The organism is Deltaproteobacteria bacterium (assembly GCA_016874775.1).
Lineage (GTDB): Bacteria > Desulfobacterota > Binatia > Bin18 > Bin18 > VGTJ01.
Genome location: VGTJ01000017.1, coordinates 1 through 17,177 on the forward strand (window position 1 = coordinate 1; position 17,177 = coordinate 17,177).

The 17,177-nt window shown below is 51.6% G+C and carries 12 protein-coding genes; 6 read left to right on the plus strand and 6 right to left on the minus strand.

All coding sequences use genetic code 11. The features are described from left to right. Positions 1–530 precede the first annotated feature (530 nt). The 6 genes from FJ147_04660 to recO form a co-directional block, all read right to left on the minus strand. Complete coding sequence (locus FJ147_04660; GenBank protein ID MBM4255172.1) at positions 531–2,048, minus strand: PAS domain S-box protein; 1,518 nt, start codon at positions 2,046–2,048, stop codon at positions 531–533. Positions 2,049–2,379: 331 nt separating this feature from the next. After that, entirely contained in the window at positions 2,380–3,768 is a 1,389-nt protein-coding gene (locus tag FJ147_04665; protein ID MBM4255173.1) for a type II secretion system F family protein, read from the minus strand. A gap of 228 nt (positions 3,769–3,996) precedes the next feature. Then, positions 3,997–4,857 carry a shikimate dehydrogenase gene (locus tag FJ147_04670; GenBank protein ID MBM4255174.1) on the minus strand — a complete coding sequence of 287 codons (861 nt, stop codon included), beginning with the start codon at positions 4,855–4,857 and terminating at the stop codon, positions 3,997–3,999. Positions 4,858–4,960: 103 nt separating this feature from the next. Then, positions 4,961–7,792, minus strand: coding sequence for a pyruvate, phosphate dikinase (locus tag FJ147_04675; protein ID MBM4255175.1), 2,832 nt, complete (start codon positions 7,790–7,792; stop codon positions 4,961–4,963). A gap of 205 nt (positions 7,793–7,997) precedes the next feature. Then, positions 7,998–9,314: a glycine--tRNA ligase gene (locus FJ147_04680; protein ID MBM4255176.1), complete on the minus strand. Its 1,317-nt coding sequence runs from the start codon at positions 9,312–9,314 to the stop codon at positions 7,998–8,000. 15 nt (positions 9,315–9,329) lie between these two features. Beyond that, complete coding sequence (gene recO / locus FJ147_04685; GenBank protein MBM4255177.1) at positions 9,330–10,127, minus strand: DNA repair protein RecO; 798 nt, start codon at positions 10,125–10,127, stop codon at positions 9,330–9,332. 112 nt (positions 10,128–10,239) lie between these two features. On the opposite strand from recO, the gene grpE reads away from it, so the two are divergent. The 6 genes from grpE (at position 10,240) to FJ147_04715 (ending at position 17,147) form a co-directional block, all read left to right on the plus strand. Further along, the gene (gene grpE, locus FJ147_04690; GenBank protein MBM4255178.1) at positions 10,240–10,827 is read left to right on the plus strand and encodes a nucleotide exchange factor GrpE; all 588 of its coding nucleotides are present in this window, start codon (positions 10,240–10,242) and stop codon (positions 10,825–10,827) included. Between the two features lie 97 nt (positions 10,828–10,924). Then, positions 10,925–12,847, plus strand: a complete 1,923-nt coding sequence (dnaK, locus tag FJ147_04695) for a molecular chaperone DnaK (GenBank protein MBM4255179.1) — start codon at positions 10,925–10,927, stop codon at positions 12,845–12,847. A 96-nt stretch (positions 12,848–12,943) separates the two neighbouring features. After that, positions 12,944–14,077, plus strand: coding sequence for a molecular chaperone DnaJ (gene dnaJ / locus FJ147_04700; GenBank protein MBM4255180.1), 1,134 nt, complete (start codon positions 12,944–12,946; stop codon positions 14,075–14,077). Positions 14,078–14,083: 6 nt separating this feature from the next. Then, the gene (gene thiL / locus FJ147_04705; protein MBM4255181.1) at positions 14,084–15,064 is read left to right on the plus strand and encodes a thiamine-phosphate kinase; all 981 of its coding nucleotides are present in this window, start codon (positions 14,084–14,086) and stop codon (positions 15,062–15,064) included. Between the two features lie 3 nt (positions 15,065–15,067). Continuing rightward, positions 15,068–15,823: a nickel pincer cofactor biosynthesis protein LarB gene (larB, locus tag FJ147_04710; protein MBM4255182.1), complete on the plus strand. Its 756-nt coding sequence runs from the start codon at positions 15,068–15,070 to the stop codon at positions 15,821–15,823. Continuing rightward, positions 15,816–17,147, plus strand: a complete 1,332-nt coding sequence (locus FJ147_04715) for an AarF/ABC1/UbiB kinase family protein (GenBank protein ID MBM4255183.1) — start codon at positions 15,816–15,818, stop codon at positions 17,145–17,147. Before larB ends, FJ147_04715 begins: the two co-directional genes overlap by 8 nt. Positions 17,148–17,177: the final 30 nt, after the last annotated feature.

Genomic DNA, 17,177 nt, shown 5'->3' on the forward strand with positions numbered 1-17,177 from the left:
TTACCCGCTGTCATCGCTGTCAGAGTATAGAGGAATTAGTCAATTTAGTCTTTGCTTGGCTGCAAAAACGCCGGTCCTTCCCGGTGGAACGTCAGGTGTATGCGCTTCCCCTCGCCGCCTAGCACTTTCCATCGAGTGAGTTTCTATTTAGGAATAGCTTGAGATAGTGCGTCCAAATGGACTCGTAAATGAGGCCTGAGAAACCGGAAAAAGCGAAGATCACGAAAATCAGGTTGCGAACGCCATGACTGGACTCGTGGATCACCTCGGAGTCAGGACAAGGGGGGGCAACATGGGGGGACGGAACCGCAACTTGAAGAGGAGGTGGTCCACCAGGTGCTGCAGCAGCTTCTGTTTCTACCGTGGGAATTTGAGTGACTTGCATAATACCCCCCGAAGGTGATCAATCGAGTTCCACCCTGCGATGATCTCTACGGAAGACACATCGGAAAGCGGGATGAAATCTTAAAGAAGAAAGTGAGTGTGGCAGCGAACGCAATGTTCGATGGAAAAAGGAGACGACCTCTTCGTTAGGACAGGTGATACTTGTGTAAACGATGACGAAGGGAACGATAGTTTATGCCGAGTACTTCTGCTGCCTTCTTTTGTACTCCCCCAGCCTTTTCGAGAGCAGCTCGAAGAATGGTTTGCTCGTACGCTTCTAGCTCCGCATCTAAACTGACTCCTTTACTGAAGAAGTCGGTAGATGTTTCCTGACTGCTTGCCTTCTGTGCTGTGCTGTTCGATGAGCTCTCTATATGAATACGGCTCAGTGTATGGAGATGTGCGGTAAGGTCTTTACTACGAATGATGTCCTCTTCTGCCATAGTTACAGCGTGTTGGATAATATTCTCCAACTCGCGGATATTCCCGGGATAGTGATAATCGAGCAAAATGCGCATGGCTTGCGGAGAGATCTGGGGAAGACTCTTCCCGCTTGCACTAGCGAACCGAACAAGAAAATGGTGGATCAATAGTGGTAAATCCCCAGGACGTTCTCGTAAGGGAGGTAAGGAAAGGGAAATGACATTGAGTCTATAAAAAAGATCTTGCCGAAACCGTCCTGCTGTAACTTCTGCTTCAAGGTCACGATTTGTTGCTGCAATGACACGAACATCGACGTGTACCCCTTTGTTGCTACCGATCGGAGTCACTTCTCGTTCTTGAAGGACACGCAAAAGTTTCACTTGCATTGACAAGGGAAGCTCACCGATTTCATCAAGAAAAAGGGTGCCGCCATGCGCTTCACGAAAAAGACCTAGTCGATTAGTCGTTGCTCCGGTAAACGATCCTTTGAGATGACCAAAGAGTTCACTCTCTATGAGTGACTCTGGAATGGCACCACAATTTACGGGGATAAAGACGTGCTTGGCACGTTGCCCCTCGTTATGAACTGCTTGTGCAACCAACTCTTTCCCTGTACCGCTCTCGCCAACAATAAGCACTGTGCTGGTGCTGTCCGCGACTTTTGTGATGAGTTGATAAACTTTATTCATCACTTCGCTGCGTCCAATTAAGCCAGCAAATGCTTCTACGCGTTCTCCCTCACTCCAGACGACAGTGTATTCTGCTTCCTGCGCGGCGTGCAGGCTGCGTTCGAGCGCCTTGATGCTTGTGATATCCTGAATGCTGTATAACATTCCGATCCCATTACCATAGGTGTCGTTCAGTGCTGAGCATGTCAGGCGGAGAACTCGTTCGCTATTGTCGTCGTGCCCTTGAAAAGTAAACTCAAACGGCTTTTCTGTGATTTTTGTTTCCGGTAGTGTTGGAAAGTGCTCGACAATTGCTTTCCCGAGCAAAGTATCGACTGGAGTTCCAGTAATCTCCCCAACTGCGCTGTTGGCATACTCGATAATGCCCTTGCTGTTAGTAATTAGCAGTCCACTTTCGAGATGTTGAACCACTCCTTGGTAGAGAGAGGAAAGATGACCGAATTCGAGATCCCGTTCGGCCAAAAGCTTTTCGACTTGAAACACCCGAAGGGTGAGGTAGCTACCGAGAAACGCGATGACGTAAAAGGAGACTAGAATGCCAGTAAGGCGCACGGTTAAGGCAAGACCTGGAGTGGGGCTCGCGAGTAAAAAGGCTGATGAGCTAAATTATGAGTAAGGAAGAATCCCATAGTACAGCAGATCAATTATCCCGCCATAGCAAAGTGTTGCTACTGTTGCGGCAACCACTGCTCCACGGCGAAAGAGAAGAAATGCGGCATTAAGGATGGCAAGGTGGTAAAGGAAAACGAAAGGACTCACAATCCCACCTGTGACTACAATAATACCCGTAATAAAAAGCGGGTCAAAAAACACTTGCGTATAGGCCAAAACCGCAAGGTCACGTACCTTTGTAACAAGGAGTCCTGAGGCGAGAGAGACGAGATTAGTGAAAACGAGAACACTCAGGAGCATACGCTCGGCAGGCGAGGCAAAGCTCCTGTGTTGATAGGAAAGAAAGACCGCTCCGAGTAGGCACGTGGTGATAACGACTCGGAGAAAGAGAAACCACGAGAAGCGCTGGCGCAGAGCGGTCTGCGAGTCCGACATAGTCTGAGCCGTTGATAATCGAACCCATTTTAAAGATCGGCATGTACATCGCGACTACGAGCCCACCAATCACGATACCAAGGAAGGCAATGACCATTGGTTCCATCATCGCAGTCAAGTTGTTGACAGCATTATCGACTTCGTCATCATAGAAGTCGGCAATTTTATTGAGCATGGAATCAAGCGCGCCAGTTGTCTCTCCGACATTGACCATTTGGCAGACCATTGGGGGAAGCACTTGGCTGGCGAGCAGCGGCTCGGTAAGTGTTTTCCCTTCGCTAATACTCTGCCGCGCGTTGAGAATTGCTTTCTCTACAACTTTATTGCCTGCGGTTTTTCCCGTGATGAGGAGCGAATCAAGAACTGGGACGCCGGAGGAGAGCAACGTTGCCAGGGTGCGAGTGAATCGTGCAACTGCAGCTTTGCGGATAAGTGTTCCGAAAATTGGCAGCTTCAGCAAGAACCCGTCTATAGCAAAGCGCCCCTTCTCGGTTTTGTACCACATTCGTATAGCTATAACGATCGCAATCCAGAAGGCAATGATATACTTGAGATAGGCGATGGTAACGTAACTGAGGTTGATGGCGATTTGCGTTGGGAGAGGGAGAGCCTTTCCAAAACTAGAAAACATGTCTGAGAAAGTTGGTATAACAAAGATGAGCAGAATTGCAGTGACGATGACCGCGACAGAAACGATACTGATCGGGTAGATCATCGCCCCTTTGATTTTGGCTTTCAGTTTGATCGCCTTTTCCATATAGCCAGACAGGCGCTGAAGAATAGTATCGAGAATACCGCCGATCTCCCCAGCATGGACCATGTTGGTGTACAGATTGTCGAATTGCTTGGGGTGTTTGGCGAGTGAATCGGCGAAAGTGGTTCCCCCTTCGACATCAAGCTTAATCTGCCTGATGACTTTACTAAAAGTCTTATTTTCACTTTGCTGGGCAAGGATGTCGAGCGACTGCACAATGGGCAGGCCGGCGTCGATCATGGTCGCGAGCTGGCGGGTAAAGATAACGATATCTTTCGGGGCGACTTTTTCGCCAAACCCTGGGATCTTGATCTCCTGATCGAATTTCCCTTTTGCCCGGATTTTATTGGTTTTGGGGCGAATGCGCTGAGCACGAAGACGAGAGACTACTGCGTCTTTCGAGGCAGCTTCCATCTCACCCTGTACTGACTCGCCGTTGGGGCCGACACCTTGCCAAATAAAAATTGCCATAGATACCTCGGGTTCTGGAAGTAGTAGGTGATGTTTCGTGTATCGGAAGAGGTGAGGTTTCTCTTTAGCATGGCAGAGAGAACTCCTTTTCCCTGCTCTTTACAATGGGAGAGGGTGGATAGGCAAGAGTCCTGAGGAAAATTATAAGAAATGAGAAACTGCCTCTTTCCTACAGAGGCTATCGGCAAGTCAGCCCAGAAATTGAGTATCAAAGACGTAGTATGGGTGCTACTGAAGAGCATGCTGTAACGCCCGCTTCATTATCTGCAACGGCGCTGGCACCCCCGTCCACAACGCGAAGGCCAATGCGCCTTGATGGAGTAGCATTGTTCGCCCGTCGAGTGTGGGACGCCGCCCTCTTCTCGCGGGTTGCAGGAATGAGGTGGGTTTTGGTCGATACAGCAGATCGTAGAATAAGCACATGCGTGGAGTTTCAGCATAGGCAAGTGGAAAAAAGTCTTCATCATGGAGACCGACTGAGGTGCTGTTAATGATCAGGGATGCACGTTCTAGTAACTGCGAGTTTTGTAGCGCGGCTAAGGGGAGTGCCGTTACTTCAGTTTGACTCACATGACGATAACTCCGCACAAGTGCTCGTGCATTCGCGAGGGTTCGGTTGACAATCGTGATCGGTCCGTATCCAGCACGGAGTAACGAGACCAATACTGCGCGAGCCGATCCTCCAGCACCAATCAATATGACTTCTCCTTGCTTTGGCGAGAGTCCATATTCTTTCAATGATTGCAGAAAACCACGACCATCGGTGTTATCACCGAAGAGATGACCGTCACGGTTCACGACGGTATTCACGGCGCCGCAGAGTTTCGCTTCTTCGCTGAGCGAGTCGAGATAGCGAACAATCTGTTCTTTGTGCGGAACCGTGACATTCACCCCAGCAAGATTGAGCGCTCGGATGCTGTGGACTGCGCGAGCAAGATCGGACGGATGGACGAGGAGAGGCACGTAGACGTACGGCAGTTTACACGCTTGGAACGCGGCATTTTGCATTGCTGGCGAACGCGTATGGCTAATCGGGTCGCCGAAGATACCGACGATGCGAGTCTGTCCTGTGATGCTTGTTGTTGCCATACAGCCAATTGTGGATAGGCGATCTAGGTGTTGGGGATTATGTGCTGGGTGCTAGGTAAAGAGTGGGTTTTCCCAGCATCTAGCACCTAACCCCTAGCCCCTTCTAAGCAGAAGCAGAGAACGCCATCTCTCCTGCTCTTTGCTTTCGCGCTCCGCGGGATTTCTTCTCAGTTTGAGCTTCCCGCAACGCTGCATGGGCCGCCGCCAGGCGCGCAATCGGTACACGATACGGCGAACAGGAGACGTAGTCTAACCCTGTACGATGGCAGAAGTCGACCGATGCTGGGTCGCCACCATGTTCACCGCAAATACCAATCTTGAGGTCGACGCGTGTCGCTCGTCCTTTCTGGACCGCAAGATCAATCAATTGGCCAACCCCGCTTTGGTCAAGCGAGACAAAAGGGTCTTGCGGAACAATCCCTTGGAGGATGTATTCAGGCAGGAATTTAGCGGAGTCGTCACGACTCACTCCCAGTGTCATCTGCGTAAGATCGTTGGTGCCAAAGGAGAAAAACTCCGCACTCTGGGCGATGGTGTCTGCGGCAATCGCTGCGCGTGGCACTTCGATCATCGTGCCGACGGTGAATGAAACGGTTACGCCTTTTCGGCGGGTCACGTCCTGACAGACCTGGACAATACGCTCACGCAAGATCTCAAGTTCGCGTTTGAAACCGACGAGCGGCACCATAATCTCAGGGATGACGTGAACGCCTTCACTCACGAGTTCGCACGCAGCTTCCATAATAGCGCGAGATTGCACTTCGTAAATCTCTGGGAACGTCACTCCCAAACGACAGCCACGATGGCCTAACATGGGGTTGGCTTCATGCAGGGCGTTGCGTTTGGTGCGCAAGCGATCGGCGGAAACCCCAAGCTTGGTGGCGAGATCGTGGATTTCTTCTTCAGTATGGGGAAGAAATTCATGTAGCGGTGGATCAAGCAAACGGATAGTGACAGGCAGTCCAGCCATAGCGCGCAAAATACCGAGAAAATCCGCCTTCTGCATGGGCAGGATTTTCTCTAATGCACGTACGCGACCAGCAGTATCTTCAGCCAGAATCATTTCACGTACAGCATCGATGCGGTCACCTTCAAAGAACATATGTTCAGTGCGACACAGACCAATGCCTTCCGCCCCGAATGCGCGAGCGACGCGTGCATCATGAGGCGTGTCAGCGTTAGCTCGCACTTTTAGGCGCCGGAAGCGATCTGCCCAGCTCATGAACTCTTTGAATTCTGGCGTATCGGGGTTAGGGTCGCGAGTCGGCACTTTCCCGCGGAAGACTTCGCCGGTGGACCCTTCGAGCGTGATCCACTCGCCCGCGCGGATAACCGTGCTAGAGCCACGAATGGCAAATTGCTGTTGTTCGTAATCGACTTCTAAGGCTTCACAACCGACCACTGCGCATTTGCCCATGCCGCGACTGACCAGCGCAGCGTGAGAACTGGCGCCACCACGCGCAGTAAGAATCCCTTGAGCGGCGTGCATACCGTTAATATCATCTGGTGAGGTTTCAATGCGCACGAGAATGACTTTTTCACCTTTATGCGCTTCGGCTTCGGCATCTTCGGCAGAAAAGACCACTTTGCCACTTACCGCACCGGGCGAAGCAGGTAAGCCACGGGCAATACGCTCTTTAGTAGCATTGGGATCAAGGGTAGGGTGCAGGAGCTGATCAAGTTGTGCAGGAGAGACACGTAACACCGCAGTCTTTTCGTCAATAACACCAGCGTGCACCATATCGACGGCAATTTTCATGGCAGCGGCGGTCGTGCGTTTGCCTGCTCGAGTTTGCAGCATCCACAAGTGGCCACCCTGAACGGTGAACTCAATGTCTTGCGCGTCTTTGTAATGCGACTCCAGCGTGTTGGCGATATTTTGGAGGGTCGCGAAACTTTCTGGCATCCGTTCTTCAAGAGAAGGATACACCTGCGCCCGCTCTTCATCTGAACGCCCTTCGCGGTGTGCGCGCTCGCGCGATGCTTGTAGGGTAATTTGTTGGGGGGTGCGAATACCCGCAACAACATCTTCCCCTTGCGCATTGACTAAGAAATCGCCGTTCAACGCATTCTCACCATTTGAGAGATCGCGTGTGAAAGCAACGCCAGTGGCGCAATCATCGCCGAGGTTGCCAAACACCATAGTCTGCACAGTGACCGCAGTGCCCCATTCGTCTGGGATATTCTCGATCTTGCGATATGTAATCGCGCGCGGGTTTTGCCACGAACCAAACACCGCGCCAATCGCACCCCACAATTGTTCTTGGGGATTGTCGGGAAATTGAATGTGCAAACGGTCATAAATGGTCGCTTTGAATTCAGCGACGAGTTCCTTCAAGTCGTCAACACTGAGGTCGGTATCGAGTTCGATACCTCTTGCTGCTTTCTTTTCTTCGAGAATTTTTTCAAACGGGTCACGTTCAGTTTTTGATTCAGGCTTGAGCCCTAACACTACATCGCCATACATCTGCACGAAACGGCGATAGCAGTCGTAGGCAAAACGCGGATTGCCTGACTGTTGAATCAATCCTTGCACGGTGTCGTCGTTTAAGCCGAGATTTAACACCGTATCCATCATGCCGGGCATGGAAACGCGTGCACCGGAACGAACCGATAACAGCAAGGGATTGGCTGCGTCACCGAAGCGGCGCTTCATGATCTTTTCGATACGCGCTAAGCCTTTTTGCACTTGTTGTGCTAATTCTTCAGGGTATTTCCGCCCATTGGCATAGTAATACGTGCAGACTTCCGTGCTGATCGTCATGCCTGGAGGAACCGGTAGTCCCAGGCCTGCCATTTCGGCTAAGTTTGCGCCTTTGCCACCGAGCAGCCAGTTCATGCTGGCGTTGCCATCGGCTTTGCCACCACCAAAAGAATAGACGTAGCGAACCTTGCGAGCTTTCTGTGCTTGCCCGTTCCATGTGTATTCTGCCATACCTTCACCTTACTTCAGAGATTTGCTTGCAAATGTGCTATTGCTTGATTTGGATCCCCACTGCATGGCCCTTGTTCAGCCTAGCAAAACTAGCGAAAGCAATGCTAGCACTTCGTTCGGGAGATTTTGGGTTGTCTCTGTTGCGTCGCTTCACTGGCAATGACAACCCTTCATAGTTTTGTCGGATCGTGGGGACGATGTGGGGTTAGGCTTCGATCCTCGTCACCAGCTCTGGGATCAACCGATCAATCGGCAGGCGAATCTGTTCGAGGGTGTCACGATCACGCAGTGTGACAGTATTGTCCTGCATAGTTTGATGATCGACGGTTAAGCAAAACGGGGTGCCGACTTCATCCTGACGACGATAGCGACGACCAATCGCTCCAGCTTGATCGTAGAATACGGCAAACCGTTGCTTGAGCAGATCGCGCAGCTCTAGCGCTTTTTCCGGTTGCCCATCTTTGCGTAACAAGGGAAAGATACCAACTTTGATGGGGGCAAGACGTGGCTTCAGACGCAGTACCACGCGTGGCTCGTCGTTTTGCACATCTTCATCATACGCATCAAGCAGTGTCACCAGCAAAATGCGATCAACCCCAGCCGCAGGCTCTATCACATACGGTTTGTAGCGTTCTCGGGTTTCATCATCAAAGAAGGAGAGGTCTTTGCCACTGTACTGCGTGTGTTGTCCGAGATCGAAGTCCGTACGACTGGCGACTCCTTCGAGTTCTCCCCAACCAAAGGGATAGAGGTATTCGATGTCGGTTGTGCCCTTTGAATAGTGCGCCAGATCTTCCTTGGGATGATCATAGAAGCGCAGGTTGGCGGCTTTGACTCCAAGCCAGTCGGTATACCACTGCATGCGGGCATTGCGCCAATAATCGAACCACTCTTGCTCGGTGCCGGGTTTGACGAAGAACTCCATTTCCATCTGTTCAAACTCACGGGTGCGGAAGATGAAATTCCCTGGCGTGATTTCATTACGAAACGATTTGCCAATCTGGGCGATACCGAACGGCGGCTTCAAGCGGCTGGCCTGTTGGACATTCTGGAAATTGACGAAAATGCCTTGTGCGGTCTCTGGTCGTAGAAACGCGACTGCGGCGTCTTCTTCGACTGGGCCGACAAAGGTCTTGAACATGAGATTGAATTGCCGGGCTTCCGTCAGATCGCATTCCATGCCTTTGGGGCACTGACGATCGGCTTTTTCGGGAATGTGGTCAGCGCGAAAGCGTCGCTTACAATTGCGGCAATCAACTAATGGATCTGAGAAACCGGCGATGTGGCCTGAGGCTTCCCACACACGAGGATGCATCAGGATCGCACTGTCGAGACCAACGACATTTTCACGCGAAGTGACCATGAAACGCCACCAGGCTTCACGGATGTTACGTTTCAATTCAACCCCAAGTGGCCCATAGTCCCAGGTACTGGCGAAGCCGCCATAAATCTCACTGGAAGGAAAAACAAACCCGCGTCGTTTACACAGGTTCACAATCTTGTCCATTGTCGCTACTGTCATAGGTGTCGAGCCGTATCATTCCCCTCTCGCATCGTCAACGAGCGAGTCGGTCAAGAGCCCGGTTTGTTCAAGGAAGGCACGCGACTTAAGCGGTCGAGTGATGTGGCGGGTAAGAAGCCCGGTAACAATTGCCCGCAATTCGCGACAAGTTTGTGGCGATGCCTGCGTGAGTAAAAGTGTCGTGGGTTGTGTGGATTGTGGGTTTTCGAGAATCTGCAAGGTGTCATGCGAAAGACGGACTGTCGCTCCACCGGTATCCCGACACCGTACACACAATAATCCGCCAAGACTTGGCGAGAACGAGACGAGTGAGTTATCAGATTCAGTAAGGGGTAGCCCGCAGCGTTGGCATCCTTCGATATTGGGAGCGTAGCCAGTGTGCACGAGTAACAATAACTCGAAAGCTGAGAGAAATAATGATGGGAGTTCTGCTTCTTCAAGCACGGTCAAACCTTGCAGTAACAATTCAAAGAGTTCCGGGCCAGCCTCACGTCCAGCGACCATCACATCAATGAGTTCGGTCAGATAACTAGCGAATCCGTAACGCTGGAGGTCTCGACTCGGAGCCCGGAAGCTACGCAGCAAATCACAACCAAAGATAAAAGCGAGTTCGTCAGCACGGATCGGGCGAAACCGTAACTGTACATACGTAAATGGTTCGAGCACGTTGACAAATCTTCGTTGCGAGCGTTTTGCTCCTTTCGCGATACCGGTCACTTTCCCCCAATCGCGGGTGAGAAAGGTAACAATCTTATCGGACTCTCCATGAGCCCGTCCTCGCAGCACAATCGCGGGTGTCCGTTCTTCGACCATAAATGCACTCTTTGCCTTGACACTCAGGAGGGTGGTTCTTAGATTTTGAGGACAGCGTCTCTATAGATAGAATACGAGAGGCCGATCTTTTCACAAGGGCAGGGGGTCATTAATGAGTACATCAGAACATGGGAACGGACAGGCTCCTGTGCAGGAGCAGTCTGACTCGTCTGTGTCGCAAGAAACAACAGCAGAGCACCAACAAGCCGAATCTGCGGTTGATGAACTGACCGCGCTCCGTCTACAAGTTGAAGAGAAAACGAAAGAAGCGAAGGCGAATTACGACCTTTTTCTTCGTGAGCGAGCGGAAAACGAGAATTTTAAGCGACGGCTGCAACGAGAAAAATCCGAGGCAATCCGCTTTGCTAACGAACCTCTTGTACGCGAGATCCTTCCAGTGCTGGATAATTTGGAACGAGCCATCGCTCACACGCAGAGTGGTGGTGGCGGTCAATCGCTGGTTGATGGTGTGACCCTGGTGGCACGAAGCTTTTTGGAAACACTTGAAAAGCATGGCGTAAGCCGAGTCAGTGCCAAAGGTCAATCCTTTGATCCAACCAAGCATGAGGCGATGGCGCAAGTTGAAAGTGCGGAAGTTGCACCCAATACTGTCGTAGATGAATACACGCCAGCCTACATGTTGCATGATCGCTTATTGCGCCCGGCATTAGTGACCGTTTCTAAAGCGCCATCCGAATAGAAAAATCTGTTGCTCAGCGGTTGCGTAACGATAAAGGGATGATTACAGGTCCTGTGTAAGGGCCGATAAGGTCGACGGTTTTTTAAGGAGCACGAATATGGCAAAAGTTATCGGGATTGACCTGGGGACGACGAATTCGGTGGTGGCAATTATGGAAGGGGGCGACCCTAAAGTCATCACCAACTCTGAGGGCAGCCGTATTACCCCTTCGGTAGTGGCATTTACCGATAGTGGCGAGCGACTCGTCGGACAAATTGCCCGTCGCCAAGCCGTGACCAATCCAGAAAATACCATTTTCTCAATTAAGCGATTGATCGGTCGTCGCTTTGACGATGCGCAAGTCGCAAAAGCCGCCAAGATTCTCCCCTATAAAGTGGTGAAAGCCGACAATGGTGATGCCTGGGTCGAGAGCCGCGGCAAAAAGTATAGTGCACCAGAAGTCTCTGCTTTTGTTTTGCAAAAAATGAAACAAACGGCAGAAGACTATCTTGGTGAAACGGTGACCGACGCTGTTATTACCGTACCTGCGTATTTTAATGACTCACAGCGCCAAGCGACTAAAGATGCTGGACGCATCGCTGGACTTAACGTGTTGCGTATTATCAACGAACCGACCGCTGCCTCACTGGCATACGGGCTTGATAAGAAGAAAGACGAAAAGATTGCGGTCTTTGACCTTGGTGGTGGTACGTTCGATGTCTCTATTCTCGAAGTCGGAGACGGTGTGTTTGAAGTGAAATCCACCAACGGCGATACGTTCCTTGGTGGTGACGACTTCGATCAACGCATTATCGATTATCTCGCTGACGAATTTAAGAAAGATCAAGGCGTCGATCTGCGTAAGGATCGTATGGCCCTACAACGTCTCAAAGAGGCAGCAGAAAAAGCCAAAATTGAGTTGTCGTCCTCAATGGAAACTGAGGTCAACTTGCCATTTATCACGGCTGACCAAAGTGGACCAAAACATCTGACGATGAAGCTCACGCGTGCGAAGCTTGAGGCCCTCTGCTCAGACTTACTTGATCGGCTCGAAGCGCCGTGCGTGGCCGCTTTAAAAGATTCTGGTTTATCGGCGAAGCAAATTGATGAAGTCGTTCTTGTTGGCGGCATGATCCGCATGCCAGCCGTACAAGAACGTGTACGCAAGATCTTCGGCAAAGAGCCGCACAAAGGTGTCAACCCTGATGAAGTCGTGGCAGTTGGTGCTGCGATTCAAGGTGCGGTCCTCAAAGGTGAAGTGAAAGATGTGCTCTTGTTAGACGTCACGCCACTGTCTCTTGGAATCGAGACCTTAGGTGGTGTGTTCACCCGCTTAATCGATCGCAACACGACGATCCCGACCAAGAAGAGCCAGGTGTTCTCGACTGCTGCGGATAGTCAGACTGCCGTGACGATTCGCGTCTTCCAAGGTGAGCGCGACATGGCTGCTGATAATAAACTGCTGGGGCAGTTCGATCTTGTCGGTATTCCACCCGCAGCACGCGGCGTTCCGCAAATCGAGGTAACGTTCGATATCGATGCCAATGGTATCGTGCATGTGAATGCGAAAGACCTTGGCACTGGCAAAGAGCAGTCGATCCGTATCACCGCGTCGAGCGGTCTCTCTGAGACTGAGATCAAACGGATGGTCAAAGATGCGGAAGCACACGCAGAAGAGGACAAGAAAAAGAAAGAACGTATCGAGGCACGCAATCATCTTGATACGCTTATCTACTCAACCGAGAAGTCGCTGAAAGACCATCGCAGTGACGTCGATGAAGCTGCGGCAAAGAACATCGAAGAGGCGCTAGAAAAAGCTAAGAAAGCGATGGAAGGTGACGATGTCGACGCGATCAAGTCGGCACAAGAGGAGCTGACCCAAGCCTCACATAAACTGGCCGAGGCCATGTATGCTCGTGTCGCCAAAGAACAACAAGCCGCAGGAGCGAATGGTGATGGGCAAGCAGGGGCAGCTGGGAGCGATAGCAAACCGCAAGACAAAGAGAATGTGGTCGATGCCGACTTTGAAGAAGTAAAATAGCCGGAAGGCCGCAGCAATACGACTGTCTTTCACCCCCACTTTTCTTCCATTGGAAGAGTGGGGGTTTTTTTGTTACAGGGGAAATGAGCGCGGGGTATGGCAAACAAAGCCGATTACTACGAACTACTGGGTGTCAAACGAGACGCGAGTGAGGATGAGCTGAAAAAGGCGTATCGCAAGGCCGCGATGCAGTATCATCCAGACCGTAATCCTGGGGACAAAAAAGCCGAAGAGAAATTCAAAGAACTGTCTGAGGCCTATCAAGTGCTTTCAGATCAGGAGAAGCGTGCACGCTACGATCGCTTCGGCCATGCTGCTTTCGAACAAGGTGGTGGTGGGCCAAGTGGATTCTCTGGTGGCTTCGATTTCTCCGGTAACTTTGAAGATATTTTTGGTGATATCTTCGGCGATATTTTTGGCGGTGGTGGTGGTGGTCGCGGTGGCCGCCGCCGCGCCCGACGAGGTGAGGATCTCAGTTACAGTATGGAGATCTCCTTTGAAGAAGCCGCGTTTGGTGCAGAGAAAACTATCTCCGTGCCACGCGCAACGACCTGTGAGACTTGCCAAGGCAAAGGGGCAAAACCTGGAACGACACCGAAAACCTGTGGTCAGTGTCGTGGCAGTGGCCAGGTTCGCTTTCAACAAGGGTTCTTCACTGTCGCTCGTACTTGTAACCAATGTGGTGGACAAGGGTCGGTGGTCACCGATCCCTGTGAGACGTGTCGTGGGACAGGAGCCACTCGTAAAACATCCACACTACAAGTGAAGATTCCTCCAGGGGTGGACAACGGCGCACGGCTGAAGTTGCGTGGAGAAGGAGAAGCTGCGGTGGGTGGTGGTCCTCCAGGAGATTTGTATATCCTCCTGCACGTGCGTGAACATCCTCTCTTCAAGCGCCAAGATACGACCGTCATCTGCGAAATCCCGATCAGTTTTCCTCACGCTGCACTTGGTACTGAGATCGAAGTGCCAACACTGGAGGGAAAAATTAAGCTTAAGATCCCAGCGGGAACACAATCTGGCAATGTCTTTCGTCTGCGTGGCAAAGGGATTCAAGACCTCCAAGGTGGTGGACGTGGTGACCAATTGGTACGTGTTCTCGTCGAAACACCGAAAAAACTCAGTGCCCGACAACGTGAGCTATTAGAAGAATTCGCACGCTTGGATGGCGCTGATGTGCATCCGATGAGCAAAGGGTTCTTCGAGAAAGTGAAAGAACTCTTCGGCTAACTGCCCATGAAGCTACGTGACCTTGGTGAGTTTCCCTTTCTCCGCCGGTTGCAACAACGCGTGCCGCGTGATGCACGTGTGCAGCTTGGTATCGGGGATGATTGTGCAGCGTTGTCTCTTCCTGGCACGACCTTACTGACAACAGACACGTTGATCGAGAATGTCCACTTTCGCCGTGAGTGGACGACCTTTTCACTCCTTGGTGAGAAAGCTTTTGCAGTGAATGCCAGCGATATATCCGCGATGGGGGGAGAACCAACCTTTGCTCTCCTGAGCTTGAGTGTCCCGCAAGATACCGAGGTTGCAGATCTCGACGCGTTCTTTGACGGTTTCCTCCGTGCTACAGAGTCTAGTCACACTTCGTTAATTGGTGGCAACATGAGTGCGGCACCGTGTTGGATGATCGCTGTTACGCTCCTAGGCCATGCTCCACACGGTATACTTACACGGGCTGGAGCTCACATTGGCGATGATGTGTATGTGACAGGAACGTTGGGCGATGCTGCGGTGGGTTTACGCGCCCTACAACAGGGACAGGTCGGCGTACACGCTGAAGAAGTGAAAGCGCGTTTTCGTTGTCCGCCGAGTCGACTTGCTATTAGTCGATCCTTAGCGGAGCAACATCTCGCCACCGCGATGATCGATGTGAGCGATGGATTGCTGCAAGACCTCGGGCACATCTGCGAGGCAAGTAAAGTCGGAGCAGAGATTGAGGGGGAGCGACTCCCCTTATCTTCCAGTTATCGTGCGTTGTGTGGCGAACGCGATTGGAACCTGGCTCTCACTGGTGGTGAAGATTACGAGCTGTTGTTTACTGTCCCGGTAGAGCGCCGTGACGCGATTTCCGAGATTGCTCAGGCGGTGTCAGTGCCTGTGACGCGTATTGGCCGTATCACGGTACACGCGCAGGGTATTGGAGTGCGCATGGCTGATGGTAGTATGTATACGCTGTCACAAGCGGGATACGACCATTTCCATAAGGAATAAAGTATGGATCGCACGCGGCTCCATGAACTACTCACTCAGGTTCGAGATGGCACGGTTGATGTCGAACGTGCCCTTGATACCCTCAAGACCTTACCCTTTGAAGATCTCGGCTTTGCTCGGGTCGACCACCATCGTGCTCTCCGTAAGGGCTTCCCGGAGGTGATTTTTGGCCAGGGAAAGACGGCACGTCAGATTAGCGAGATCGCACAGCGTATCGCAGCCAATGGGCAACACGCTCTCATTACACGATTAGATGAACAAAAAGCACAAGAGGTGTGTACGGCAATTCCCACTCTGCGTTATTACACCGATGCTCGTATTGGCGCCCTTGGCGAACCACCGACTCCTCCTGCGGGACAAGGGACGATACTCGTAGTTGCTGCAGGAACCGCTGATCTTCCGGTGGCAGAAGAGGCGGTGGTGACAGCAGAGCTGATGGCAAACAAGGTTGAGCGCTTATATGATGTAGGCGTGGCGGGTTTGCATCGGTTACTGAGTAGCGTTGAAAAGCTCTTCTCGGCTTCGGTTGTGATCGTGGTTGCTGGCATGGAGGGTGCGCTCCCCAGTGTCATTGGTGGATTAGTCGACCGCCCGGTCATTGCCGTTCCAACCAGTATTGGTTATGGCGCGAATTTTCATGGATTGGCCGCGCTGCTCGCTATGCTGAATTCCTGTGCTACTGGGGTAACGGTTGTCAACATAGATAATGGCTTTGGCGCGGCAGCTTCGGCTACGTTGATGAACCGCAAACATGCCTGAAAAAACCAAATCGCCACGCATCACCAAAGGCCGTGCGAAACGGGCATTGCAAGTGGGTTCGCTCACGACCTCGGTTGGCAGTAGCTATGTGTGGCATGCGCTCAAGCGTCCCTTTCAATCGCCTGCGACCAAAGACCAAGAGCTGTTTGACCTTCATCTGAAAAATGCCATGCGCATCGTGGAAAGCTCGCGTGAATTACGCGGTGCTTTCATGAAGCTCGTGCAGATGCTCAGTATGCGCGATGATATTTTTCCGACCGAGGCTCTCAACATCCTCTCGGTTGTTCAATCGTCTGTCCCACCGATGGAATACTCCCTCATTCGTGAACAAATCAAAACCGAATTAGGAAAGTATCCCGAGCAATTATTCAAGACGTTTGACCACGATGCCTTTGCCGCGGCGTCCCTTGGGCAGGTCCACAAAGCAACACTCAAAAATGGCAAGACGGTCGTTGTCAAAGTGCAATATCCTGGGGTTGACGAGACCGTCGAGCAAGACCTCAAAAACCTGAAAGCGCTTCTGCAAGTCTTTACCACGATGACCCGCGATGTCCTGCGCCAGAAGTTCGATGCCAGCGAGATTTATCAGGAGATGGAAGAGCGGCTGCGTGAAGAATTGGATTATGTGAACGAGGCTAACAATCTTGCGCTCTTTCAACGGTTATTTGCGGATGATACGGAAGTGATCATTCCGCGTGTTTATCCTGATTTTTCTGCGCGTCGCGTTCTGACCATGGCGCATGTGGAAGGCTACAAACTGCAAGACATGTTTTCGGCAGGGGTGGATCAATCGCTCAAAGACTGGTTGTCGGTCAAATACTTTCAGATCACTTGGCGACAGATCATTGAATTCGGTGTGTTACATACCGATCCGCATCCAGGGAATTACCTTGTTACCTATCATCCAAAGATCGCCATGCTCGACTTTGGCAGTGTGCGCATCTTTCCCGAGGAAATTCGCAAAGGGTACCTTGCGCTTGCCAGCGCGATTCTTGATCGTGACGAGCGCACGATGGAAGCATGTTTCATCACTCTCGGTTATCTCAATGCCGGTGAAGATCCCAAACCACTGGTGAAAATCATGCATTTGATTTTCGAACCCGTGCTGGAAGATCGCGTCTACGACCCGCACGAGTTCGACTCGGTGAGCAAGACGGTGGAGATTACCAACATCGGCATTGAGAACCGTGTGTTCAACGCACCTGGTCACCGCTTGTTTCTTGTCCGTGCCTTGTGGGGGCTCGACTCCTACATCCATCAGTGGCGTACGATTACCAACTGGCATCGTGTGTTTCGCGAGTGTGTAGCGCGGGTGAAACGTTAACTTCGCTAACAGATGGGGATTTTGAGCGAT